Annotated in this window: 18 protein-coding genes; 7 read left to right on the forward strand and 11 right to left on the reverse strand. The window is 70.2% G+C overall.

What is annotated here, in order from left to right:
* Positions 1 to 61 precede the first annotated feature (61 nt).
* From BMW88_RS29300 to BMW88_RS29310, 3 genes are read left to right on the forward strand one after another with little or no spacing between them, the layout of a single operon-like run.
* The gene (locus tag BMW88_RS29300; RefSeq protein WP_089956625.1) at positions 62 to 1,132 is read left to right on the forward strand and encodes a glycosyltransferase family 2 protein; all 1,071 of its coding nucleotides are present in this window, start codon (positions 62 to 64) and stop codon (positions 1,130 to 1,132) included.
* Positions 1,129 to 2,577 (forward strand): lipopolysaccharide biosynthesis protein, encoded by a 1,449-nt coding sequence (locus BMW88_RS29305; RefSeq protein WP_245778144.1) that lies wholly within the window; start codon positions 1,129 to 1,131, stop codon positions 2,575 to 2,577. Before BMW88_RS29300 ends, BMW88_RS29305 begins: the two co-directional genes overlap by 4 nt.
* Complete coding sequence (locus BMW88_RS29310; protein ID WP_089956630.1) at positions 2,574 to 3,767, forward strand: rhamnosyltransferase WsaF family glycosyltransferase; 1,194 nt, start codon at positions 2,574 to 2,576, stop codon at positions 3,765 to 3,767. Before BMW88_RS29305 ends, BMW88_RS29310 begins: the two co-directional genes overlap by 4 nt.
* 16 nt (positions 3,768 to 3,783) lie before the next feature.
* Here BMW88_RS29310 and BMW88_RS29315 read toward each other — a convergent pair whose 3' ends face one another.
* On the reverse strand, positions 3,784 to 4,749 hold the full coding sequence (locus BMW88_RS29315; RefSeq protein WP_089956633.1) for a TolB family protein: 966 nt from the start codon (positions 4,747 to 4,749) through the stop codon (positions 3,784 to 3,786).
* Positions 4,750 to 4,886: 137 nt separating this feature from the next.
* Between BMW88_RS29315 and BMW88_RS41200 the strand changes: the two genes are divergently transcribed.
* Positions 4,887 to 5,723 carry a YveK family protein gene (locus BMW88_RS41200; protein WP_143116299.1) on the forward strand — a complete coding sequence of 279 codons (837 nt, stop codon included), beginning with the start codon at positions 4,887 to 4,889 and terminating at the stop codon, positions 5,721 to 5,723.
* Positions 5,702 to 7,030 (forward strand): O-antigen ligase family protein, encoded by a 1,329-nt coding sequence (locus tag BMW88_RS41205; RefSeq protein ID WP_143116300.1) that lies wholly within the window; start codon positions 5,702 to 5,704, stop codon positions 7,028 to 7,030. The genes BMW88_RS41200 and BMW88_RS41205 overlap by 22 nt, the downstream gene beginning before the upstream one ends.
* Here BMW88_RS41205 and BMW88_RS29325 read toward each other — a convergent pair.
* Together BMW88_RS29325 and BMW88_RS29330 are read right to left on the reverse strand one after the other, a co-directional pair.
* Positions 7,014 to 7,190 carry a DUF397 domain-containing protein gene (locus BMW88_RS29325; protein WP_089956636.1) on the reverse strand — a complete coding sequence of 59 codons (177 nt, stop codon included), beginning with the start codon at positions 7,188 to 7,190 and terminating at the stop codon, positions 7,014 to 7,016. The two genes, BMW88_RS41205 and BMW88_RS29325, sit on opposite strands and share 17 nt — an antisense overlap.
* Positions 7,165 to 8,016 carry a helix-turn-helix domain-containing protein gene (locus BMW88_RS29330; RefSeq protein WP_177221436.1) on the reverse strand — a complete coding sequence of 284 codons (852 nt, stop codon included), beginning with the start codon at positions 8,014 to 8,016 and terminating at the stop codon, positions 7,165 to 7,167. The genes BMW88_RS29325 and BMW88_RS29330 overlap by 26 nt, the downstream gene beginning before the upstream one ends.
* 176 nt (positions 8,017 to 8,192) lie before the next feature.
* On the opposite strand from BMW88_RS29330, the gene BMW88_RS29335 reads away from it, so the two are divergent.
* On the forward strand, positions 8,193 to 9,374 hold the full coding sequence (locus BMW88_RS29335) for an HNH endonuclease signature motif containing protein (RefSeq protein WP_089956642.1): 1,182 nt from the start codon (positions 8,193 to 8,195) through the stop codon (positions 9,372 to 9,374).
* A gap of 105 nt (positions 9,375 to 9,479) precedes the next feature.
* The gene (locus BMW88_RS29340; protein ID WP_089956644.1) at positions 9,480 to 10,223 is read left to right on the forward strand and encodes a maleylpyruvate isomerase family mycothiol-dependent enzyme; all 744 of its coding nucleotides are present in this window, start codon (positions 9,480 to 9,482) and stop codon (positions 10,221 to 10,223) included.
* A gap of 229 nt (positions 10,224 to 10,452) precedes the next feature.
* On the opposite strand, the gene BMW88_RS29345 is transcribed toward BMW88_RS29340, so the two are convergent.
* The 8 genes from BMW88_RS29345 to BMW88_RS29385 form a co-directional block, all read right to left on the reverse strand.
* A complete protein-coding gene (locus BMW88_RS29345; protein ID WP_089956646.1) occupies positions 10,453 to 11,013 on the reverse strand; it encodes an acyltransferase in 561 nt (186 codons plus the stop codon).
* Entirely contained in the window at positions 11,010 to 12,089 is a 1,080-nt protein-coding gene (locus tag BMW88_RS29350; protein WP_089956649.1) for a DegT/DnrJ/EryC1/StrS family aminotransferase, read from the reverse strand. The genes BMW88_RS29345 and BMW88_RS29350 overlap by 4 nt, the downstream gene beginning before the upstream one ends.
* Entirely contained in the window at positions 12,086 to 12,733 is a 648-nt protein-coding gene (locus tag BMW88_RS29355) for a NeuD/PglB/VioB family sugar acetyltransferase (protein WP_089956652.1), read from the reverse strand. The genes BMW88_RS29350 and BMW88_RS29355 overlap by 4 nt, the downstream gene beginning before the upstream one ends.
* Positions 12,730 to 17,505 (reverse strand): DUF4082 domain-containing protein, encoded by a 4,776-nt coding sequence (locus BMW88_RS44085; protein WP_089956655.1) that lies wholly within the window; start codon positions 17,503 to 17,505, stop codon positions 12,730 to 12,732. Before BMW88_RS44085 ends, BMW88_RS29355 begins: the two co-directional genes overlap by 4 nt.
* Positions 17,506 to 17,652: 147 nt before the next feature.
* Positions 17,653 to 18,801: a DegT/DnrJ/EryC1/StrS family aminotransferase gene (locus tag BMW88_RS29365; RefSeq protein WP_245778145.1), complete on the reverse strand. Its 1,149-nt coding sequence runs from the start codon at positions 18,799 to 18,801 to the stop codon at positions 17,653 to 17,655.
* A gap of 223 nt (positions 18,802 to 19,024) precedes the next feature.
* Complete coding sequence (locus BMW88_RS29375) at positions 19,025 to 20,005, reverse strand: NAD-dependent epimerase/dehydratase family protein (RefSeq protein ID WP_089956662.1); 981 nt, start codon at positions 20,003 to 20,005, stop codon at positions 19,025 to 19,027.
* Complete coding sequence (locus tag BMW88_RS29380) at positions 20,002 to 21,027, reverse strand: Gfo/Idh/MocA family protein (protein WP_245778146.1); 1,026 nt, start codon at positions 21,025 to 21,027, stop codon at positions 20,002 to 20,004. The genes BMW88_RS29375 and BMW88_RS29380 overlap by 4 nt, the downstream gene beginning before the upstream one ends.
* Before the next feature lie 14 nt (positions 21,028 to 21,041).
* Positions 21,042 to 22,535 carry a sugar transferase gene (locus tag BMW88_RS29385; protein WP_089956667.1) on the reverse strand — a complete coding sequence of 498 codons (1,494 nt, stop codon included), beginning with the start codon at positions 22,533 to 22,535 and terminating at the stop codon, positions 21,042 to 21,044.
* Between the last annotated feature and the right edge of the window lie 124 nt (positions 22,536 to 22,659).

The raw sequence follows: 22,659 nt of genomic DNA on the forward strand, positions 1-22,659 counted from the left end.
TCCCCTTACTCCGGTCACCCCTACATCGCCCGATGAGCCCGAAACGTTGCGGGGCTAACGAATGCGTGGCCGGACCGATAACCAGGTTGTGCCAACGCTTCCCACAGTGGACGTCGTGATCCCCTGTTACAACTACGCCCACTTCCTGCCGGTCTGCGTCCGCAGTGTCCTGGACCAGCCCGGTGTGGACGTGCGGGTGCTGGTGATCGACGACACGTCGTCGGACGACACACCCGAGGTGATGGCCCGGCTGATGGCCGCCGACAAGCGCGTCGAGGGCTACCGGCACGAGGTGAACAGGGGGCACATCGCCACCTACAACGAGGGCCTGCTGGACTGGGCGAACGCGGACTACACGGTGCTGCTGTCCGCGGACGACCTGCTGGCGCCGGGGGCGTTGCAGCGCGCCGCCGCCGTCTTCGAGCGCAACCCCGACGTGGGCATGGTGTACGGCCGCGTCGTGTACTACAGCGACCACACCGCGTTGCCGAGGGTCGCCCGGCTGCCGGTGACGTCGAAGGTGTGGCGCGGCGAGGAGTGGATCGCGAACCGCTTCCGCAGCAGCCGCAACGTGATCTCCTCACCCGAGGTCGTGGTGCGCACCGAGGTGCAGCAGAAGGTCGGCGGCTACCGCTCGGACCTGCCGCACGCGGGCGACCTGGAGATGTGGCTGCGGATCGCGGCCGTGTCCGACATCGGCTACGTCAGCGGCAGGCCCGGCGCGTACTACCGGGTGCACGAGAACTCCATGATGCGCACGACGTTCAAGTCGGTGTTCGCCGACCTCGAACAGCGCCGTGACGTGTTCGACCTGGTGCTGGAGCAGAACCCCGGCCTGCCGGGACACCTCAGGGCGTTGGCGCGCAAGGCCATCGCGGCCGACGCGCTGTGGCGCGCGGTGCGGCTGCACGACCGCGACCGGCTCGACGGCACCGAGGCGGAGCTGCTGGCCTTCGCCCGCGAGACCTACCCGGACCTGGAGGAGCTGCCGGAGCACCGGGCGCTCCTGCGGCGCGGGAGGTTCAGCCCGGCGTTGCTCAACCGCACCCAGCTCTTCCTCGCGCCGCACGCCTACAAGCGCGCCAAGCTGTGGGCGGGCACGCAGCACTGGAAGTGGCGGGGCGAGTGGTGACCACCGGCCAGGACACCGGCGAGCTGGAGAGCAAGGTCTCGTCGGCGATCCGCTGGAGCGCCGTCAACTCGCTGCTGCAACGCCTCGCCGCGGTCGGCATCAGCGTCCTGCTGGCCCGCCTGATCGCGCCCGAGCAGTTCGGTGTCTTCGCGGTCGCGCTGGTCGTGCTCAACATCGTGCTGAGCGTCTCCGAGCTCGGCGTCAGCGCCGCCCTGGTGCGGCACAACGGCCCGGTCGGGGAGATGGCGCCGACCGTCACGACGCTGTCGCTCGCGTCCGGCACGGTGCTGGCCCTGATCTGCGTGGCCGGCGCCCCCTGGTTCGCCGGCGCGATGGGCGCACCGGAGGCCACGGGCGTCATCCAGCTCATGTCCGTCGCGCTCGTCATCGCGGGAGCGACCGCGGTGCCGGGCGCGATGATGCAGCGCAACTTCCGGCAGGACCACAAGTTCTACGCCGACACCGCCGCCTTCGTGGCGGGAACGGCCGTCGCCGTCGTGCTGGCGCTGATGGGCTTCGGCGCGTGGAGCCTCGCGTGGCAGCGGATCGCGCAGAACCTCTCCGCCGCGGTCATCATGTTCTGGCTCACCGAGGACCGCTTCCGCCCCGGCTGGAACCCCGTGCAGGCCAGGGCGCTGCTGGCGTTCGGCCTGCCGCTCGCCGGGTCGAGCCTGCTGATCTTCGGCGTGATGAACGTCGACTACATCGTCGTGGGCGCCGTGCTCGGCACCGTCCCGCTGGGCTTCTACCTGCTGGCGTTCAACCTCGCGAGCTGGCCGGTGGCGGCGTTCTCCGCGCCGGTCCGCAGCGTGTCGCTGGCCGCGTTCTCGAAGGTCCGCGAGGACCCCGAGCTGTTCGGGCGGTCGTTCGGCCGCGCGCTCGGCCTCCTGGCGCTCGTCACGGTGCCCGCGTGCGTGCTGCTGGCCGCGCTGGCCGAGCCGCTCGTCCGCGTCGTCTACGGCGAGCGCTGGGCCCCCGCGGCGGCCGCGCTGGCGTTGCTGGTGCTGCTCGGGGCGGTGCGGGTCGCGCTGGAGCTCGGCTACGACTTCCTGGCCTCCGCCGGCCGGTCGCGGGCCATCCTCGTGATCCACCTGGTGTGGCTGGGCGCGCTGCTGCCGTTGCTGGCGCTGGGCGCGCACCTCGACGGCATCCGCGGGGTGGCGGCGGCGCACGTGATCGTCGCGGTGCTGGTCGTCGCGCCCGCCTACCTGGTCGCCTTCCAGGCCTACGGCATCCGCGCGGGCGCTCTCGGCGCGCGGCTGGTGCGGCCGGTGCTGGGCGGTGTGGTGATGGTCGCGGTGGTGCTCGGCGTCAGGAACGTGGTCGACGGCGAGGTGCTGCAGATCCTCGCCGGTGGCGTGCTGTCCTGCCTCGCCTACGCGGCCGCGGTGTTCCCGATGAGACACGAAGTCCTTGCGGTGCTGCGGAAGAGGGCCGACGCGTGAGACGACTGAGGCAGGTCACGAAGATCGTGCGCGAGCAGGGCGCGAGACAGCTCGGCGCCCGCCTGCTCACCGCCGCGACCCGCAGGCTCGGCGTCGAGGGCGAGGAGATGCCCGTGCGCCTGGAGGACGTCCGCCGGGCCGACGTCGAGTCGCGCAGGCCCGTGGTGATCCCGCCGATCCCGCCGGGCGGCAAGCTCACGATCAACTGGGTGACCACTCCCCCGTCGAAGGGCTCCGGTGGTCACACCACCATGTTCCGGCTCATCCGGCACATGGAGTCGCTCGGCCACGAGTGCAGGCTCTACCTGTACGACACGTTCGGCAACACGGTCGCCGACCTCGAAGCCGGCATCAGGGACGCGTTCCCGTTCTTCACCGGCTCCATCCACGACGTCACCGACGGCATGGCCGACGCCCACGCGGTGTTCGCGACGGCCTGGATCACCGCGTACCCGGTGTTCAACGACCCGTGCGCGGGCAAGAGGTTCTACCTCGTCCAGGACTACGAGCCGTGGTTCTACCCGCAGGGCGGCCTGTACACGCTGGCGGAGAACACCTACCGGATGGGCATGCACGGCTTCACCGCCGGCAGGTTCCTCGCCGACAAGGTCCTCGACGACCACGGCATGCCCGCCGACCACTTCGACTTCGGCTGCGACGTCGGCACGTACCGGCTCGGTGGTGGCGAGCGCGACGGCATCGTCTTCTACGCCCGCCGCAAGGCGCCGCGGCGCGCGTTCGAGCTCGGCGTGCTCGCGCTGGAGCTGTTCGCCGAGCGGCACCCGGACCTGAAGATCCACGTCTACGGCGAGAAGATCGGGCGGCTGGGACCGCAGTTCGTCGACCACGGCCTCGTGACGCCCGACGAGCTCAACGCCATCTACAACCGGTGCTTCGCCGGGCTGTCGCTCTCGATGACCAACGTCTCCCTGGTGCCGCACGAGATGCTCGCCGCCGGATGCGTCCCGGTCGTGAACGACGCGCACTTCAACCGCGTGGTCCTGGACAACGACCACGTCCGGTACGCGGCGCCCACCCCGCACGCGCTGGCGCGCGCACTGTCCGAAGTGGTCATCTCGCCGGACTTCGACGCGATCGCCCGCGCGGCCTCGTCCAGTGTGGAGGGACGGTCCTGGGACGCGGCGGGGCACGAGCTCGAGAAGGTGCTGCGCCGCGAGCTGGCCACGTGATGCGCGGGAGCGTCCCTCACGTCACGGGCGACGGCGAGGTGGCGTCCGCGACCAGCACCCCCGCCGGTTGCGAACCGTCCGCGGGAACGACGTGAACCGCCGGCAGCCGCGCGTCCCTGGGCACCGCGGCGAACGCGAGCTCTGTGGCGGTCAGCCAGGTCGCCTGGTCGTCGACGCCGGCCGTGCCGGGCAGCCGCTTCTCCTCGTCCGTGGCGAGGTCGAGCACCGCGAGGTCCCACGGCCCGAGGCGGCCGACGCGCTTCTTGTACGCGACCTTCGTGCCGTCCGGCGACAGCGACGGGCATTCCGCGTCGCGGCGCAACGACGTCACGGACCTGGTGGTGAGGTCTCCCCTCACCAGCCAGGTGAACCCGCCGCTGGCGAGCGTCGCGTAGAAGGTCCGGTCGTCGGCGGCGACGGTCAGTCCCCAGTAGTTGACGTCACGCGCGGTGAGCGGGGCGCCCTCCACCGTCGCGGCGAAGTGCTCCAGCGACTCGGTGACCTCGCCGGTGCGCAGGTCGAAGAAACCCGTCCGGGTGGAGAACCCGCCGGGAACCGAGTACGAGTCGCCGATGACGAAAGTCGTCCACGACACGACGTTGCCGGACGTCGAGACCTTCGCGCGGCTCGGGATGCCGGGCAGCGCGATCGACCTCACGGGCTTGCCGCCGCGGCTCACCTGGGCGGCGTAGGACGGGCCGGGACCGGAGAGCTTCAGGCACACGCTCGTGCCGCCGGCGACGTAGAACCGCTGGCAGGCGAGGTCGGTCGGCGTGCGGGCACCGCCGTCGGCGAGCTTCTCGACCCGGTTCTGCCCACCGGCGAGGTCGACGAACAGCACCTCGCCCGTCCTCGCCCGCGACACCTGTTCCACGCCGGCCGGCCGATCGGCCTCGGTGGCGGCCGTGACGACGTAAGCCGCTGTCCCACCGATGACCACGAGAATGGCCGCGACGGTCACGGTCAGTCGTCCTGCGCGCATGCTGCCTCCTGGGTTCCCTCCCTCCATCGCTCGGCGGCTACGGCCTGTAACAGCTGGCAGCTCACTCCGATTTTCCAGGCAGGCGATACCCTGCGGGCACTGCGTTCGCAAGACCGAACCGCGGATCGGGGATGTTGATGGACTTCTGGGGAACCGTACGGGTGCTGCGGCGGCGGTGGTACATCGCTCTGCCCGCAGTGCTGCTCACCGGTGTCCTCGCCCTGTACGTCTACGTCACGGTGCCCACGCGGTACGAGTCGAGCGGCGTGCTGGTCCTCACCTCCCCCGCGGCCGGCGGGCGGTACTCGGAGAAGACGAAGCCCGAGGACGTCGTCAAGGTCAACCCGCTGCTGCAGTTCGACGGCAGCCTCACGACCACCGCGCAGATCCTCACCCAGGTGCTCGGCGACCCGAAGACGGCGGAAGAGCTGGCGGGCAAGGGATCCACGGCCACCTACACCGCCAACACCGGCCCCGTCGGCGGTCCGCTGCTGTTCATCTCGACCGAGGCCGACTCGGCCGAGTCGGCGGAGAGCCTCGTCGGCAAGGTCCTGGAGAAGACCGTGAACGAGCTCGCGGCCCAGCAGAAGGCGCTGAACGCGCCCGAGCAGACGTTCATCACGGCGCAGGTCCTGGTGAAGCCGACCACGGCGTCGGCCAAGATCGGCGGCAAGGTCCGCTACGTCGGCGCGGCGACCGTCGTGCTGCTGCTGCTGACGATCGCCGCCACGTTCGCCGCCGACTCGATCATGAACAAGGTGAAGCGGCGCAAGGACGAGGACTCCGGCGCGGCACCGCCCGCACCGTCCGGGAAGGACGTCGCGCCGCCGCCCTCGCACGCTCCTCCCGCCCGGCCGCGGCCGCAGACCAATGGCCAGCCACCACGGCCGCAGGGCGTGCCGAACGCGCACCAGAAGACAGTGATCATCGCCGCGCCCAAGCCAGACCCGGCATGGCCGACCAAAGACGACTGACCGAGCAGCGCGCCGACGGTGCCACGCTGCTGATCTTCTACCTGCTGGCCCTGCTCGTCGTCCCGGCCAGGTTCACCATCGCGTTCGTCCCGATCACGCTGCCCCCCGCGTTGTTCGTGGCGCTGTGCCTCGCGGTGCTGTGGTTCGCCGCGCACCTCGTCGACCACCTCGGCCTGGCGAAGGGCCGCAACGCGGTCCGCACGCTGCTCGCGGCCTACGTGGTCCTGCACCTGACGACGTACGCCATCGCCACCCGCCGCTACCTGCCGCCCGACGAGCTGTCGGTGTCGGACTCGGCGCTGGTCCGGATCGTCGCGATGGCCGCGCTCGCGGTGTTCGTGATCGACGCGGTGCGCACCGGCGAACGGCTGAGCCGCGTGCTGAAGGTGATGGTCGGCTGCCTGACGTTCGGGGCGTTCATCGGCCTGATCCAGTTCGGGCTGGGACTCGACCTCGCGTCGTTCGTGACGCTGCCCGGCCTGCGCGTGCAGGACAACGGCTACTCGGCGCTGGAGTCGCGGTCGATCTTCTTCCGCCCGGCCGGCACGGTGAACCACCCCATCGAGTTCGGGCTGGTCTGCGTGCTGGGCGTGCCGTTCGCCGCGCACTTCGTCTTCGCGGCCAAGGACCGCGGCGAGCCGCAGGGCCGTTGGTGGTTCGCCCTGTCGCTGCTCAGCCTGATGGCGATCCTGTCGTTGTCGCGCACGGCGATCATCGGCCTGGTCGTGACGGGCGTCGTGCTCGGCGTCCTGCTGCCCCGCCACCGCGGCCTGCCGCTGCTCGGCGTCGGCGCGGTGTTCCTCGGCGGCGCCTCGGTCGTGGTGCCCGGCCTGTTCGGCACGGTGACGTCGATGTTCTCCAACATCGAGGACGACCCGTCGTTCCAGGGCCGCACCAAGGACTACGACGGCGCGTGGCTGGAGATCGCCAAGCACCCGTGGCTGGGCCGCGGGTTCGGCACGTTCCTGCCGTCGAAGTACACGATCCTCGACAACCAGTACCTGCTGACGATGATCGAGAACGGCTACCTCGGCCTGCTCGCCTTCGTGCTGCTGTTCCTCGGCGGGATCTACGCGGCGCTGCGGGCCCGCGCCCTGTCGAAGGACGAGAACGTGCGCGGCATCGCGGTGTGCCTGGTCGGCGCGATGCTGACGTCGGCGCTGGGCGCGGCCACGTTCGACTCGCTGAGCTTCAGCGTGGCGACCGGCCTGACGTTCCTGTTGATCGGCACGTCCGGGGCGCTGCTGCGGATCGCGAAGCAGGAGGCCGCGGGCCGCAGAGCGGCCGCGGTCAGCCCAGCCAGCTGAGAAGGCTCCGCCAGGCGGGGGCGGAGAACGCGAGGACGTCGCCGCTCGCGTTCTTCGAGTCCCGCACCAGCGCGTCGTGGGCCAGCGACACCTCGACGCAGTCGCTGTCGGTGGTTCCACCGCTGTAGGTGCTCTTACGCCAGGTCCGTTCGCCGGTCATGAGGGTCCTCTCGCAGTCCACTGACGTATTCCGCCAGCTTGCTCCGAGATTGTTCCTCATCCAGCGCGACTGCATCCAGCCGCTCGAAGAGCTTGCGGCCCCAGGTGACCGCTAGGTCGTCTTGCGCGAACACCTTGGCCAGGTCGGTCTCCGTGTACGCCAGAGGTGATGCCTTTCCGAACTCGAACAGCGTGCACTTGGAGTGGAACGCGACGCCCCGGACGCTCGCAGGCACAACTCGCAGGATGTGTGCGTTGAAAAGAAGCCGCAGGTACTGGTCTTCCATGACCTGGGCGTCACCGACGCGCATTTGCAGCGCCAACTCGTGCACGTAGAACACGCATTGAGGCCGGTACGGACGCTGCCAGATGCTTTGCCTACCCATGCGGCGCTCCACGCCCTTTTCGATGGCCTCCAACGACTCGCAGCCGGTCTCCATGAACAGGGAGCGGGCGTAGGACTCCGTCTGCAAAAGACCGGGGATCGCCAAGATGTCGTAGACGAACATCTTGGTGGCCATCGCCTCGACCATCGCCAGGGTGCGCAAGTTGTCCGGTACTTGGGCGAAGTAGAGGTCGAAGGCGTGCCGGTACCGGCTGGTGAAGTCCAGCAGGTAGTCGAGGTCCTTGCCGCACGTCGCGAGGTACTGGGCGAGGTCGATCTCGGACGCGCGGGCCTTGCCGGTCTCGATGTTCGAGACCTTGCTCGGGTCCCACCCCAACTGGGCGGCCATCGCGCGGCCCCCGAAGCTGGTGCAGTTCTCGCGCAGCCTGCGCAGTTCGTCGCCCAGGTCCCGGCTGTACGCGGTGGAGGTGATCGCGGTCATGCTCTTGGACCGTATGCGTTGAAGCAGATCCAAAGAACGGCTCGTTCGGGTGAAAACGGCCGTCGGCATCGCTCTCCGCGCGAGAGAGGCGATACATCCGACGCCGTAGCTCTGACCTGCGCATTCACTCCATCGTGGAATAGTATTCGAACACGTGTTCATGCCACGATGAACGCATGACAGCACTCGGCCTCGCTTCTCCGCTCGAGCTCCTCACCGAGCTCAAGCGGAGAGTCCGTGCGCTGCAGCAGCTCCAGTTCCAGGTGGTGGAGGTGGTCGCTGCGCTCGATCAGCAGGGCGCTGCGCAAACGCTGGGGTACAAGGATCTCGTCGAGGTCTTCAAGCATGTCCTGCACTGGGACCCGAAGGTGTCGCGCCGCAGGCTCGCCCAGGCCAGGGCTCTGTGCCCCACCGTGACCCCGAGCGGCGCGACGGTGGATCCCGTGCTGCCGCTGGCGGCCGCGGCGATGGCGGCGGGCACGCTGTCCGAGGAGCACGTCGAGGTCGTGGCCGAAGCGATGGCCGAACTGCCCGCCGTGGCCGAGGTCCACCTGGTCGAGTACGCGCAGCAGCACGAACCCCGCTCGGCCAAGGCGTTCTGCAAGGAACTCGCCTACCGCCTGGACCAGGACGGTCCGGCACCGGCCGACCCCGAGCCAGTGCGCCCGCGGAACGTGGTGCGGCGTCAGTGGAAGGGCGGCCGGTACCAGCTCTTCGCCGACGTCGACGCCGAGACCGGCGCCAAGCTCGACGCGCTGATCGATCCGCTCGCGAAGCCGGAACCCTCCGATCCCCGCCACGCACCGGAACGAGAAGGCGACGCGTTCTGCGAGGTCGTCGGCCTGGCCCTGCGCGCGGACCAGCACCGCATCACCGGCGGCGAACGAGTCCAGCTCACCGTCACGCTCGCCTACGACGAGCTGCGCGCCGGCATCGGCGCCGCCCTCCTGGACAACGGCGAGCACCTCCCGATGAACCAGGTCCGCAAGATCGCTTGCGACTCCGGCGTCATCCCGATGCTGCTGGGCAGCCGCTCCCAGGTCCACGACGTGGGCCGCAAGACCAGAACCATCAACGTCGGCCTGCGCCGGGTCCTGGTAGCCAGGGACAGGGGCTGCACCTTCCCCGGCTGCACAAGACCGCCACACCACTGCGAAGCCCACCACGTTCGACACTGGTCCGATGGCGGCGAGACCACGCTCGCCAACCTCGCCCTTCTCTGCCGCCGCCACCACGACCTCGTCCACCGCTCCGACTGGCAGGTCGAGATGGTCAGCGGCGTGCCCGTCTTCCGCCCACCCGCCTACGTGGACCCCCGGCGAATCCCACGAAGAAACCCGATCCACGCCGTAGCCTGACCGCCCACGTTCCGCCCCGGCACACCCGGCCCCATCACCGAGCTGGAGCGCCTGCTCCGTTGAAACTCGCTGTCCAGCCGCCGGACTCGGTGATAGACAGCGGCGGTGCACAACACCCTGGCGTTTCCCGGCCTGCTGCGACTGATCGAGGAGCGGACCGCCGCCTTCTGCGCGGCGATCACCGCCGCACCCGACCTCGGCGCACCGGTGCCGTCCTGCCCCGGCTGGACGCTGTACGACCTGGTTCAGCACCTGGGCGACGGCCGCCGCAAGTGGGCGGAGATCGTCGCCGCGGGCCCGGCCGACGCTCCCCCGGTCCGCACCCCCACCGTGGCACCATGCGAGGACCTGGTGGCGTGGATGACCGAGTCGTCACGGCTGCTCGTGGCAGCGCTGGAGGAGTCCGGCCCGGACCGCGGCTGCTGGGCGTGGTGGAGCGACTTCCAGTCGCCGAAGACCACCGGTACCGCCGCCCGCCACCAACTCCAGGAGATAGCGGTCCACACCTACGATGCCCAGCTCACCATCGGCGCCGCACAGCCGCTGCCGGTCGAGGTCGCGCTCGACGGCGTGGAGGAGTTCCAGACGACCTGCGTCGCGACGACGTCACCGTGGCCGCACGAGCCCGTGATCGTCGACTACCACGCCACCGAGGGCCGCTCCTGGCGCGTGACCCTCGATGCCGAGGGCGCCCGAGTCGGTGACGTCCCAGGCACGGCCGACACGACGTTCAGCGGCACGGCGAGCGACCTGGTGCTGTCCTTCTACGGCCGCAAGACCGCGGACGACCTGAAGGTCGAGGGCGACCTGCGCGTCTTCGACCGGCTCGTGGCCTGGGAGCCCGATTAAGCCCATCGGTACCTGCCGAGCTCCTGGAAGGTCACACACGGCGGCGACATCATCATTCCGTGACAAACGGTCGGTCCCCTCTGGATCAGCCACGACCTCGGTCGTCACGTTTTCCGGCCACCGAAGAAGTGTCGATCAAGGGAGGTGCGCAGTCGGACGAATCGGCAACGTGGACCCGAACAGGTGAAAAGGCCGCCGAAGCCTCGCCTCGGCGGCCTTGAACGCGATTTCAGACGGCTTTCAGGCCGTCCGGGGTCTCCTCGTGCCGGACACCGCACTCCGGGCACGAGAGGTCGCCTGAGAGCCGCGCCCCGCACGCGCAGACCCAGCCCTTCAGCACCGCCGGGTTGCCCGCCACGAACGCGTGCGCGGGCACCGACCTGGTGACCACCGAACCGGCGGCGGTGAACGCGTGCTCGCCGATCTCGGTGCCGCACACCACGACCGTGCCCGCTCCGAGCGTCGCGCCCCGGCGGACCAGCGTCTTCTCCAGCGCGTCGCCGGTCTTCTTGACGTGCGCGCGCGGGCGCAGGTCGTTGGTGAACAACACGTTCGGGCCGAGGAACACGTCGTCCTCGCACGTCACGCCGTCGAAGACCAGCGTGCCGTTCTTGACCGTCACGTTGTCGCCGAGCACCGCGCGCGACTCGACGAACGCGCCGTCGCAGATGTTGCAGTCGCGGCCGATGCGGGCGCCTGGCAGCACGTGCGCGAACGCCCACACGCGCGTGCCGTCGCCGACGTCGTCCGACTCGCACAGTCCACGGGGGTGCACCCGCACGCCGCTCATCGCAACGCCTCCGCCAGCGCCTCGACGACCCGCGTCTGCTGCGACTCGGTGATCTCCGGGAACAGCGGCAGCGACAGCAGCTCGGCCGCGGACGTCTCGGCGATCGGGAACGACCCGTCGAGGTGGGCGAACGCACCCGTCCTGTGCAGCGGCGTCGGGTAGTGGACACCGGCGCCGATCCCGGCGGCGTGCAGCCGGGACAGCACGCGGTCGCGGTCCGGGACGCGCACGACGTAGAGGTGCCACACGGGCAGGTTGCCGCCCAGCACGACGGGGGTCCGCACCCGTTCCACCGACGCCAGCAGGTCGGTGTAGCGCCGGGCCGCGGCGCGGCGGGCCTGGTTCCAGCCCTCCAGCCGGCGCAGCTTCGCGGACAGCACCACGGCCTGCACCGTGTCGAGGCGGCTGTTGAAGCCGAGCACCGGGTGCTCGTACTTGCGCGGGGAACCGTGCTCGCGCAGCAGCTTCACCGACTCGGCGATCGCGTCGGACGTGGTCAGCACCGCGCCGCCGTCGCCGTACGCGCCGAGGTTCTTGCCGGGGTAGAACGAGGTCGCGGCGGCGACACCGAGCCCGCCGACGGCCACGCCGTTGCGGCGCGCGCCCTGGGCCTGCGCGGCGTCCTCGACGACCGGCAGGCCGTGCAGCAGCTCGACCGGCGCCGCCTGGCCGTAGAGGTGCACGGGCACGACGGCCTTGGTGCGCGACGTCGTCACGGAGGCCACCTGGTCGACGTCGATCAGCAGCGTGTCGTCGGTGCAGTCCACGAGCACCGGTGCCGCGCCGCAGCGGGCGACGGCCTCGGCCGTGGCGATGAACGTGTTGGCGGGCAGGACGACCTCGTCACCGTGGCCGACGCCCAGCGCGCGCAGCGCGAGCTCGATCGCGTCGGTGCCGTTGCCGACCCCGATGGCGTGCGGGACCTCCTGGTAGGCGGCGAACTCCGACTCGAACCGGGCCACCTGCGGCCCGTTGATGAAGGCCGTCGTCTTGAGCACCTCCGCCCAGCCGTCGGCGACCTCGTCGGCCACCTGCTCGTGCTGGGCACGCAGGTCCACCAGCGGAATCTCGATCACGCGCTCTCCCCACGCAACGGGCGGGCCGGCACGCCGGCCCACGTCTGGCCTGCCGGAACGTCCCGCAGGACAACGGCTCCCATGCCGACCACGGCACCGGCGCCGATCTTCACACCCTCGCGCACCAGGGCTCCCTGTCCCAGGTACGCGGACTCCCCCACCACCACACCCCCGCCGAGCGAGGCGCGGCCGGCGAACGTGACGCCGTCCGAGACCTCGTCGTCGTGGGTGATCAGCACGTGCGGCATCGCCACGACGTGCCGGCCGACCTCCAGGGATGTCGTGATCACCACACCCGCCAGCAGAACCGTTCCGGCGCCGAGACGAGCGCCGGACGTCACGGCCGCCGGGTGGACGACGGTCGCCCACCGCTCATCCGGCAACCCGAGCCGTGACACGAGTGACAGGCGGGACAACGGCCGCCGTGCGTTGGCGACGCACGCCACGACGGCCGCGTCCGGGTGGTCGTCCAGGCTGTCGAGCCCGCCCAGCACGGGCACCCCGTCGATCAGGGTGCCGTGCAGGGCGGTGGAGTCGTCGAGAGCCCCGACCGGGTTCCAGACGTCCGGGAGGAGGCGGACCGCCGCGATCACCTCGCGGGCGAGTCCCCCCGCTCCGATCAGCAGCAGCGGTCTCGCGGTCACTGGAACACCACGTCCACCCAGTAGTTGCCACCGTTGTAGGACGACGCCGGGAACCCGGACCCGGCGGTGAACACACCGGCCGAGGCGGTGGCGGCCAGCGGCGGTGAGGTCACCGAGCCGAAGTAGCCCGCGTTGACGGCGTAGTGGCCCGTGGTGGTCGTGTAGGAGGCCACGTACGTGGTCCCGGCCGTGATCGGCACCGGCGTGTCGAACACGAGCGTCTGCCAGCCCGACTCGGTCTCGTTCTGGAACGTGCCGGTGGCGAGGCGTTGCCCGTCGGCGGACCAGAGCGACCCGGTGTGGGTGCCGGTGTTGCCGGCGCCCTTGTAGAACTTCACGCCGGTGATCTGGCCGTCGGTGCCGGAGGTGAACTTCACGCCGAGCTCGTACGCGCCGTTGTCGTCGGCCGATGTCGTCGTCGGCACCGTCGCCGCGCTGAACAGCGAGCACGGGCAGGTCTGCGTCGTCGCCGACGTGAACGACCACGTCTGCGGGTTCGCCATCAGGTTGCCGAACGCGTCGGCGATCCTGACGCTGACCGTGTACGCGGTGGCCGCGGCGAGCCTGGCCGCCGGGGTGAACGTGACCATCCGCGAGTCCGGCGAGAGCGCCAGCGTGCCGGCGATCCGCGCGCCACCGGGGTCGGTGACGGTGAACTGCGCGGAACCCAGGTCGACCGCCTCGTCGAACGACGCGGTGACCACCGAGGTCAGGTCCACTTCGGACGCTCCGGGCAGCGGGGTGCGGCCCTGCAGCACGGGTGCGTCGTTGTCGTCGTTGGGCTGGTAGACGACGTCGACCCAGTAGTTGCCGGAGCCGTACGTCATCGTCGGGAACCCGGAGCCGGGCGCGAACACGCCGTTCTGCTCCTGGGGCGCCGTCAGCGGTCCCGAGCCGACCGGACCCGTCGCGAAGTACCCGGCGTTGGCCGAGTAGTGGCCGGTGGTGGTCGTGTACGAGGCGGTGTAGGTCTGCCCGGCGCTGACGACCACCGGTTGCGCGAACGTCAGCGTCTGCCAGCCGGTCGCGGTCTCGTTGCCGAACGTGCCGGTCGCGAGCCGCTGGCCGGAGGCGCTCCACAGCGAGCCGGTGTGCGTGCCGGTGTTGCCCGCGCCCTTGTAGAAGCGGACACCGGTGATCCGGCCGGACTGGGTCGGGCTGAACCGCACGCCCAGCTCGTACGCGCCGCTGTCGTCGGAGGAGGCCTCCGCCGGCACGGTCGCCGTGCTGAACAGCGAGCACGGGCAGGCCGGCGTGGTCGTGGTGGTGAAGCTCCACTCCGCGGCCGCCGGCATCGCGATGCCGTTGACGTCCGCGATGCCCACGTGCGCCTTGTACTGCGTGCCGACGACGAGCTTGCCGCTCGGCGTCCAGGTGACCGTCTTCTGGTCACCGGACAGCGACACCGAACCGGCCAGCTTGGCGCCCTTCGGGTCCGTCAGCCAGATCCGCGCCGACGCGGGGTCGACCGGTTCGCTGAACGTCGCGGTCAGCGCGCTCTGCAGACCCACGTTCGTCGCGTTCACGGCCGGTGTGCGGTTCGTGATCGTCGGCGGGGTGGTGTCGCCGTTGAGGCCGTTGCGGTAGATGACGTCGACCCAGTAGTTCGTCGCGTTGTAGGAGTTGTTCGGGAAGCCCGAGCCGTACTTGTAGACGCCGTTGCCGCCCTCGGCACCGTTCTGCAGCGCGTGCAGCGACTGGTAGCCCGGCTCCTGGCCGTTGAAGTAGCCGGAAGAGACCGAGTACCGGCCGTTGGGCGCGTTGTACGACACGATGTAGGTGGTGTTCGCCTGCACTTGCACCGGCGAGGTGAACATGAGCTTCTGCCAGCCGGACGTGGTCTCGGCGTTGAAGGTGCCGGTCGCGAGCAGCAGGCCGGTGGAGGTCCACAGCGAGCCGGTGTGCGTGCCGGTGTTGCCCGTGCCCTTGTAGAAGCGGACGCCGAGGACCTCGCCCTTGCCGTCGAAGCGGACCTTGGTGCCGACCTCGACCTGGTTGGTGTCACCCGAGTCGACCACCGCGGGTGCCGCGAAGTCGTCCCAGATCGTGCACGGGCACGTGGCCGGTCGCGGCGAACCCGTGGTGAACGTCCAGCTCGACTGCGCGGACAGGTTGCCCGCCGCGTCGGCCGCCCTCATCGTGGCGGTGTAGGCCGTGGCGGCGGCCAGCGGTGCCGACGGCGTGAACGTGATCGTGCGGGCGTCGTCCGAGATCGTCCTGGTGCCGGTGACCGCGCCGGCCGGGCCGGTCACGGTGACCTGCGCCGAGCTCAGCACCACGTTCTCGTCGAACGTGCCGGACACCGCGGTGGTCAGCGCGACCGAGCCGGCGTTGGACACCGGGGACGTCGCGGTCTGGACCGGGGCGCGGGTGTCGGGGCCGGGATCGGGCGCCCACACGACGTCGACCCAGTAGTTGGTGTGGTCGAAGGTGTTGTTCGGGAAGCCGGCGCCGAAGCGGAAGACGCCGTTCGGTCCGTCCACCCCGGACTTGAGACCGGTGACCGGCTCCATGTGCGCCTGCTGGGTGAAGAACCCGCCCGTGTCGTACGCGAAATGGCCTGTCGGCGTGAAGTACGACACCACGTAGGTGGTGTTGGCGTTCACCGCGACCGGCGACGGGAAGAGCAGCGTCTGCCACCCCGTCGGGCTCTCGTCGGCGAACGTGCCGGTGGCGAGCAGGTCGCCGGTGGCGGACCACAGCGAGCCGGTGTGCGTGCCGGCGTTGCCCGTGCCCTTGTAGAACTTCACGCCGCGGACGTAGCCGTTGCTCGCGGCGCGCCACTTCACGCCGAGCTCGAGCTGGGAGCTGTCGTCGGCGGAGGTGACCTTCGGGACCTCCTGGCCGGAGAACATGCCGCACGGGCAGGTGCGGGCGCTCACGCTCGGCGAGGCCTGCACGGGCGTGGACAGGTTCAGCGAGTCGTCGACGGCGCGGACCCGAAGCTGCGCGGTGCCGGACTGCGACGGCGTGTAGGTGTAGCTCCACGACGTCTGACCCGCCTGCCAGTCGGCGTAGTGCCAGCGGTCGCCGCCGTCGGTGGAGACCTCGACGCCCGCCACCCGGCCGGACGCGTCGATCACCGTGCCGCCGAAGGTGTAGGGCTGGCCGACCGAGGCCTGCGCGGGCAGGGTCGAGATCTGCACGCCGGGCGCGGCGTGGTCGTTGATGGCGCCGGAGATGCCGAGCTGGTCGGGTCCCCACAACTGGTAGGGCTGCACGCCCATGTCCGCGAGGAAGTTGACCGTCGCCTGCTTGATCCGCTTGTCCGATGTCGGGGTGTTCGTGAGGAACGCGTGCTCGTCGTCCACGCCCCACGCCCATTGCACCGTGCCCGCGCCGAACACCAGCGCGCCGGAAGGCGCCCGGTAGTAGGTGATGGCGTGCGTCTCGGTGGCCGAGCCGTACTCGTCGCCGTAGTTCTTCAGCGCGTAGTAGCCGTCGAGGTTGACGGTGGTGCGCGACATCTGGGCGACGCCATCGGGCTGGTGGCCGTTGTCGTACACGGTGTTCCACTCGTAGCCGAGCGTGCCGGGCTGGAACGTGTACGTGGTGCCGGAGGCCATGCCCCCCAGGTCGGTGTTGCGCCAGAGCCGCATCTTGCCGTACGCGGCCGGCACCTGCAGCGCGTCGTCACGCCTGCCGTTGACGGTGAACATGTTGCCCAGCAACGCGTTCTCCGGCCTGCCGCCGTCCTGCGGAGGACTGAACCGCGGGTCGCGCCACGTGCCGGTCCAGTCGCTCAGCCCGTCGTTCTGGGTGCCCTTGGTCTCCTTGAAGCAGGCGATGGTGCGCCAGTCCGTCTGGGACGGGTCGATGCTCTTCTCCCAGCGGGTCTTCCAGAAGATCTCGTTGCCGGTCAGGAACGCCATGTGCACACCGGCGTCACGAGCGGCCATCACGTTGTTCCACTGCTCGTTCGACCAGTACTCGTCGTGGCCGACGGCCATGAACACCTTGTGGTTCTTGATCAGGTGCCCGCGCCGCGCCGAGTCGGCGTCGGTGGTGTAGCTGAGGTCGTAGCCGTTGCGCTCCAGGAACCTCAGCATCGGGTACTCGGCGTTGAAGATGAAGTTCTCGTCGCCGTCACCGCCGGTGTAAGGACGGTTGTAGCTCACCTTGTAGGAGCTGCCGCCCTGGCCGGGGCCGTCACCGAAGTAGAGGCTGTTGCCGCCGTAGCGGTTGTAGGCGACCCAGGTGGCGTCGGAGGTCTGGAAGAGGATCTTCGAGGTGGACGAGTCGTCGCGGACGACGAACACGATCTCGTTCTCCGCGCCGGTGTCGTTGCGCGTGAGCCGGGCGTAGTAGATGCCGGAGACCGCCGTGGACGGGATGTTCCAGGTGACCGACACGGCCCAGTTGCCGCAGTCGATGAGCGCGGTCGGCCCGTCCCGCAGACATGGTGGCTGGTTCTGCGGTGTGTTGCGGTTGACCGTGCCCATGTACCGGGCGCCCTTGCCCGCGTACCAGCCGAGCCGGTAGATGTCGAGCTTGTAGGAGGACGCCGACGTCAGCATCTTGAAGCTGGCGGTCTGGCCCGGTGTGTAGCTGATGTCCGTCGTGTAGCCGAGGATCGCGTCGTCGCGGTACTGGGCCTGCCAGTTGTCCGCGCCGGGTTGCGTGTTCTCGCACGCGACCTTGTTGGTGACCGGGAAGTCGCAGGGCGCCGCGTGGGCGTTGGGGGCGTTGAAGACCCCGAGCACGAACATCGTGGAAGCGAACAAAGCCGTGATCACGAGCACCCGCACGAGACGCGACTGCCGAGCCACCATTGGTTCCACCTCTCGAACGGAGTTACCGTGTGTGATCCGCGCACTACGCTGGACAGCACAGGGCTGTTACTCCGAACGTCGGCGATCTGGTCAAAGCTGTTACGTGTCAACGTGAAAAAGTCCCGGCGCTGGCGGGATCGCGCCGTTTCAACCACGCACGGTCAGGCGGGATGCGTGCAGAGTCTCCGACAACGCTGACACGACCCGGTCCTGTTCGGACTCCGTCATGTCGTGGAACAGCGGGAGGATCAGCGTGCGGGCCGTGAAGGCCTCGGTCACCGGCAGCGGCGCGGTGGGATGACCGGCGTAGGCGGGTTCGAGGTGCGACGCCATGATCCCGCGCCGTGCCGACACCCCGCGCTCGGCGAGACCCGCGAGGACGTCCTGCCGGTCGGGCGCGTCCTCGGGCAGCCACACCCAGAACGACTGGTAGTTCGTCGTTCCGCGGTCGGGGTCGGTCACCGCGGTGACGCCCGTGCCGCCGAGCAGCTCGTGGTAGCGCGCGGCCAGCTCGCGGCGGCGGGCGATGACCGCGTCCAGTTTGGACAGCTGGACCAGGCCGACCGCGGCCTGGATGTCGGTCATCCGGTAGTTGAACGCCGTCTCCAGGTACTGCTCGATGACGGCGGAGCCACCGTTGTGGCGGTCTGCCGCGGAGACGCTCATGCCGTGCTCGCGCAGGCGCCTGAGCCGGACGGCCCAGTCGGCGTCGTCGGTGGTGACCATGCCGCCCTCACCGGTGGTGAGCAGCTTGCGCGGGTGGAACGACCAGGCCGCCAGCACCGCGCCGGCACCGACGGGCTTGCCGTCGTAGGTGGAGCCCACCGCGCAGGCGGCGTCCTCGATGACCACGACGCCGCGCGGTTCGCACAACGCCTTGAGCGCGTCGACGTCCGCGGGCACACCGGCCTGGTGCACGACCATGACCGCGCGGGTGCGCCCGGTGAGAACCGGTTCCACTGTGGCCGCGCTCAGGTTGCCGGTCGTGGCGTCCACGTCGGCGAAGACCGGTGTCGCGCCGGTGTAGCGCACGGCGTTCGCGGTCGCGATGAACGACAACGACGGCACGACGACCTCATCGCCTGGGCCGATGCCGAGCAGGTGCACGGCGAGGTGCAGGCCCGTGGTGCAGGAGGACACGGCGACACCGTGCCGCGCGCCCACCGCCCCGGCGAACGCCTCCTCGAACGCGCGGACCCTCGGGCCCTGCGCCACCCAGCCGGACCGGACGGCCTCGGCGGCGGCGAGCGCCTCTTCTTCGCCGAGCAACGGCCGCATAACCGGAATCACGAGCACTGGCCTTTCCTGGGTGCGGCCGCGGTGCGCGCCGGCACGGGGGTCCGGCGCGCACCGCAGCCGCGGATCGGGTGAACTGTCGGGCGTTCCGCCGAGCGGAGGCCTGGGCAGCGGAGGTCTGGGCAGCGGAGGTCTGGGCAGCGGAGGTCTGGGCAGCGGAGGTCTGGGCAGCGGAGGTCTGGGCAGCGGAGGTCTGGGCAGCGGCCGTCTTCTCCGCTGGTGTCTACTTCTCCGCCGCGGCCTTCTCGGCGCGCCACCACGCGACGAGGTCGCGCAAGCCGCCGTCCATGTCGATCTCGGGCTTCCAGCCCAGGTCCGCCGCCGCGGCACCGATGTCGGCGAGCCGGCGCGTCACGCCGTTCACCTTGCGCTCGGGGCCGTGCTCCAGCGGCAGGTCGGAGTCCATCGCGGACAGCAGCGCGAGGGCGAGCTGCTTGAGCGAGGTCTCCTCGGAGGAGGCGATGTTGTACACCGCGTCCGTCACCGGGGCCTTGGCGGCGAGGATGTTCGCGCGGGCGATGTCGTGCACGTGCACGAAGTCCATCGTCTGCGCCCCGTCACCGAAGATCAGCGGCGACTTGCCCTCCGCGATGCGCTCCATCCAGCGGATGAGCACCTCGGTGTACAGGCCGTGGACGTCCATCCGCGGGCCGTACACGTTGAAGTAGCGCAGCGCCACGAAGTCCAGGTCGTACATGGCCTTGAAGCTGCGCAGCATGCCCTCGTTGAACGCCTTCGCGGCGCCGTAGAAGGTGTCGTTGTTGTACGGGTGGTGCCGCTCGTTGGTGGGGAACGACTCCGCCAGGCCGTAGATCGAGGCCGACGAGGACGCGATGACCTTCTTCACCCCGGCGGCCGCGGCGGCCTCCAGCACGGTGAACGTGCCGTCGACGAGGCACTCCAGGGCCAGGCGCGGTTCCTCGGCGCACTGCGTGATCCGGATGGCGGCCAGGTGGAAGACCAGGTCCACGCCCTCGGTCAGCGACGCGACCAGGCCCCTGTCGTTGATGTCGCCCTGCACGACGCGGACCACTCCGGAGCCGAGCGCGCCCAGGAGGTTCTCCCGGCGGCCCCGCACGAAGTTGTCCAGCACGACGACCTCCGCCGCGCCGGCCTCGACGAGCTGGTCCACCACGGCGGAGCCGATCGTGCCCGCCCCGCCGGTCACCAGCGCGCGCTGCCCCGCAATGGGCTGTGCCGTCATGAGGAAACCCTGCTTTCGACTTGTTGGACGGGGACGAACAGCCCGCCGGAGCGCAACGACTCCGACGCGGCCTCCAGCACGGACAGCACGCGCAGACCCGCGCGGCCGTCGGTCAGCGGCGGGCGCTCCTCCGCGATGGACGCGGCGAACTCGGCCATCATCGTGCGCAGCGCCTCGCGTTCGACCAGCGCGGGCGCGACCATGTCGCCCGTGCGGTAGGAGATCTTCTGCTGTTCCACGGAACGGTCGACACCGCGGTCGTAGATGGACAGTCGCTGCGCCGGGTTGTTGTCGTCCCACACCACGGTGCGCTGCGAGCCGCCGATGACCATCGTGCGGATCTTGGTCGGCGACAGCCAGTTCACGTGCACGTGCGTGATCGCACCGTTGGACAGCCGCAGCGTCAGGTGGCCGACGCACGCGACGCCCGCGCCGATCGGGTCGGAGCCGTGCGCCGCGACCTCCACCACCGTGACGTCGTCGGGCAGGATCGCCTCGAAGATCGACAGGTCGTGCGGCGCGAGGTCCCACAGCACGTCCACGTCCGGCTGCACCAGACCGAGGTTGATGCGCACCGAGTCGATGTACTGGATGTCGCCGAGCTCGCCACCCCGGATGATCTCGCGCAGGTGCTGCACCGCCGGGGTGTACGCGAACGTGTGGTCGAGCATCAGCGTGAGGCCGCGCTGTTCGGCGGTCTCCACGAGCTTGAGGCCGTCGGCGAAGGTGGCCGCGAGCGGTTTCTCCACCAGGACGTGCTTGCCGGCCTCCAGCGCCGCCAGCGCGACGGGCAGGTGCGTGGCCGCGGGCGTGGCGATCGCGACGGCCTGCACCTCGGGGTCGGCGAGCACCTCGTCGAGCGACGCGGTGGCGCGCACCGTCGAGTACTCCCCCAGCACGCGCCGGGCTTTCCCGACGTCGAGGTCGCACAGGTGGCGCAGGCGCAGCGAAGGCGTGGCCTGGGCGTTGCGGACGAGGTTCGGCCCCCAGTACCCGGCGCCGATGACGGCGATGCCAATCACAGGAGTCTTCTCCATCAGTAAGCCCCCTGGCCGCCGAAGACGGCGCGGAAGGTCTTCCACATGATCACGAGGTCGAGAGCGAGCGACCAGTCCTCGACGTAGCGCAGGTCGAGCCGGACCGACTCCTCCCACGAGAGGTCGCTGCGGCCGCTCACCTGCCACAGACCGGTCAGGCCGGGCTTCACGAGCAGCCTGCGGCGCACGTCGGAGGAGTACTTCGCGGTCTCCTCCGGCAGCGGCGGGCGCGGGCCGACGAGCGACATGCTGCCCGCGAGGACGTTGAACAGCTGGGGCAGCTCGTCGATCGAGTACCGGCGCAGGATCGTGCCGACCTTGGTGATGCGCGGGTCCTTCTTCACCTTGAACAGCAGACCGTGGCCCTCGTTGGCGGACGCGAGCCTGGTGCGCAACGCGTCGGCGTTGGTGACCATGGTGCGGAACTTGACGATCGTGAACGGCACCCCGCGCTTGCCGACCCGCTTCTGGCGGTAGAAGACGGGGCCGCGGCTGTCGATCATCACGAACGCGGCGACGGCGAACATGAGCGGCGCCAGCAGGATCAGCAGCAGGAAGGCGCCGACGCGGTCGACGACCTCCTTGACCAGGCGGCGGAACCCGCTCAGGGCCGGCTCGCTCACCCGCAGCAGCGGCATGCCGAGCACGGCGCTCATGTGCAGGCGCGGTCCCGCGACCTCCATCAGGCCGGGCGAGACGACCATCTCGGCACCGGAACCCTCCAGGGCCCAGGCGAGCTGTTGCAGCCGGCGCGGTGTCCAGTAGGCGTCCGGGGTGACGGCGACGATGCGGTAACCGCCGCGGCGGACGTGCTCGGCGAGCTCGCGGAGCTGGCCGACGACGGGCACGCCGCCGACCTCGGTGCCGGAGCGGCCGCGGCCGTCGATGGTGCAGATCGCGTCCACGCGCCAGCCCAGGTGGGCGACGCGGCGCGTGCGGTGGATGAGGTCCTCGACCGTGTCCAGGTTGCCGGCGGCGAGGACGGAGAGCAGGAAGCGCCCTTCACTGCGGCCGCGGTGCAGCGGGCGGCGCAGGAGGTAACGCGCGGGGAACGCGACCAGGGCGATCGCGGGGACTACGACGAAGACCCACAGGCGGGCGCCGGGGATGTCGACGGCGAGCGCTCCGAGACCGAGTGCCACGACGGCACCGAACAAACCCCGGCCGAGTCTTCGGAACTCCTCGGCTCCCTGACCGAGAACGGCCGGCGTCCACACGCGGTTGATCGCGAGCGACCCGATGACGACGACCACTGTGAGTACGTCCAGCAGGGCAAGGGAAATCGGGCCGAAGGCGGCGTGCCGCACGCTCATGACGGCGCCGGTGGCGAGGACGACCAGGGCAACGGTCAGCACATCGGCGGTGATCACGGCCCAGCGGTACCGGCTTTCCCAGCGGGCGACGGGTGGGTGCGTCTGTCTGTGGTCCGACAGAGGATTGAGCGTGGAGCGCTGCCCGTCGACATCACGGGCAGCGCGGACCTGCTCACTCATCGTTCTGTTCTCCCCGGCTCAGCGGCGATTACGGACATGCACGTGCGCAGGTCACCCCGAGGACCCTGATTCGCAGTTCTCCGGCCAGGCCACGTCCGGCTCGGCTGGCGGAGCTCGCATCCGG

Origin of the sequence: Lentzea xinjiangensis, from assembly GCF_900110955.1 — a bacterium.
In the GTDB taxonomy this organism is placed as follows: domain Bacteria; phylum Actinomycetota; class Actinomycetes; order Mycobacteriales; family Pseudonocardiaceae; genus Lentzea; species Lentzea xinjiangensis.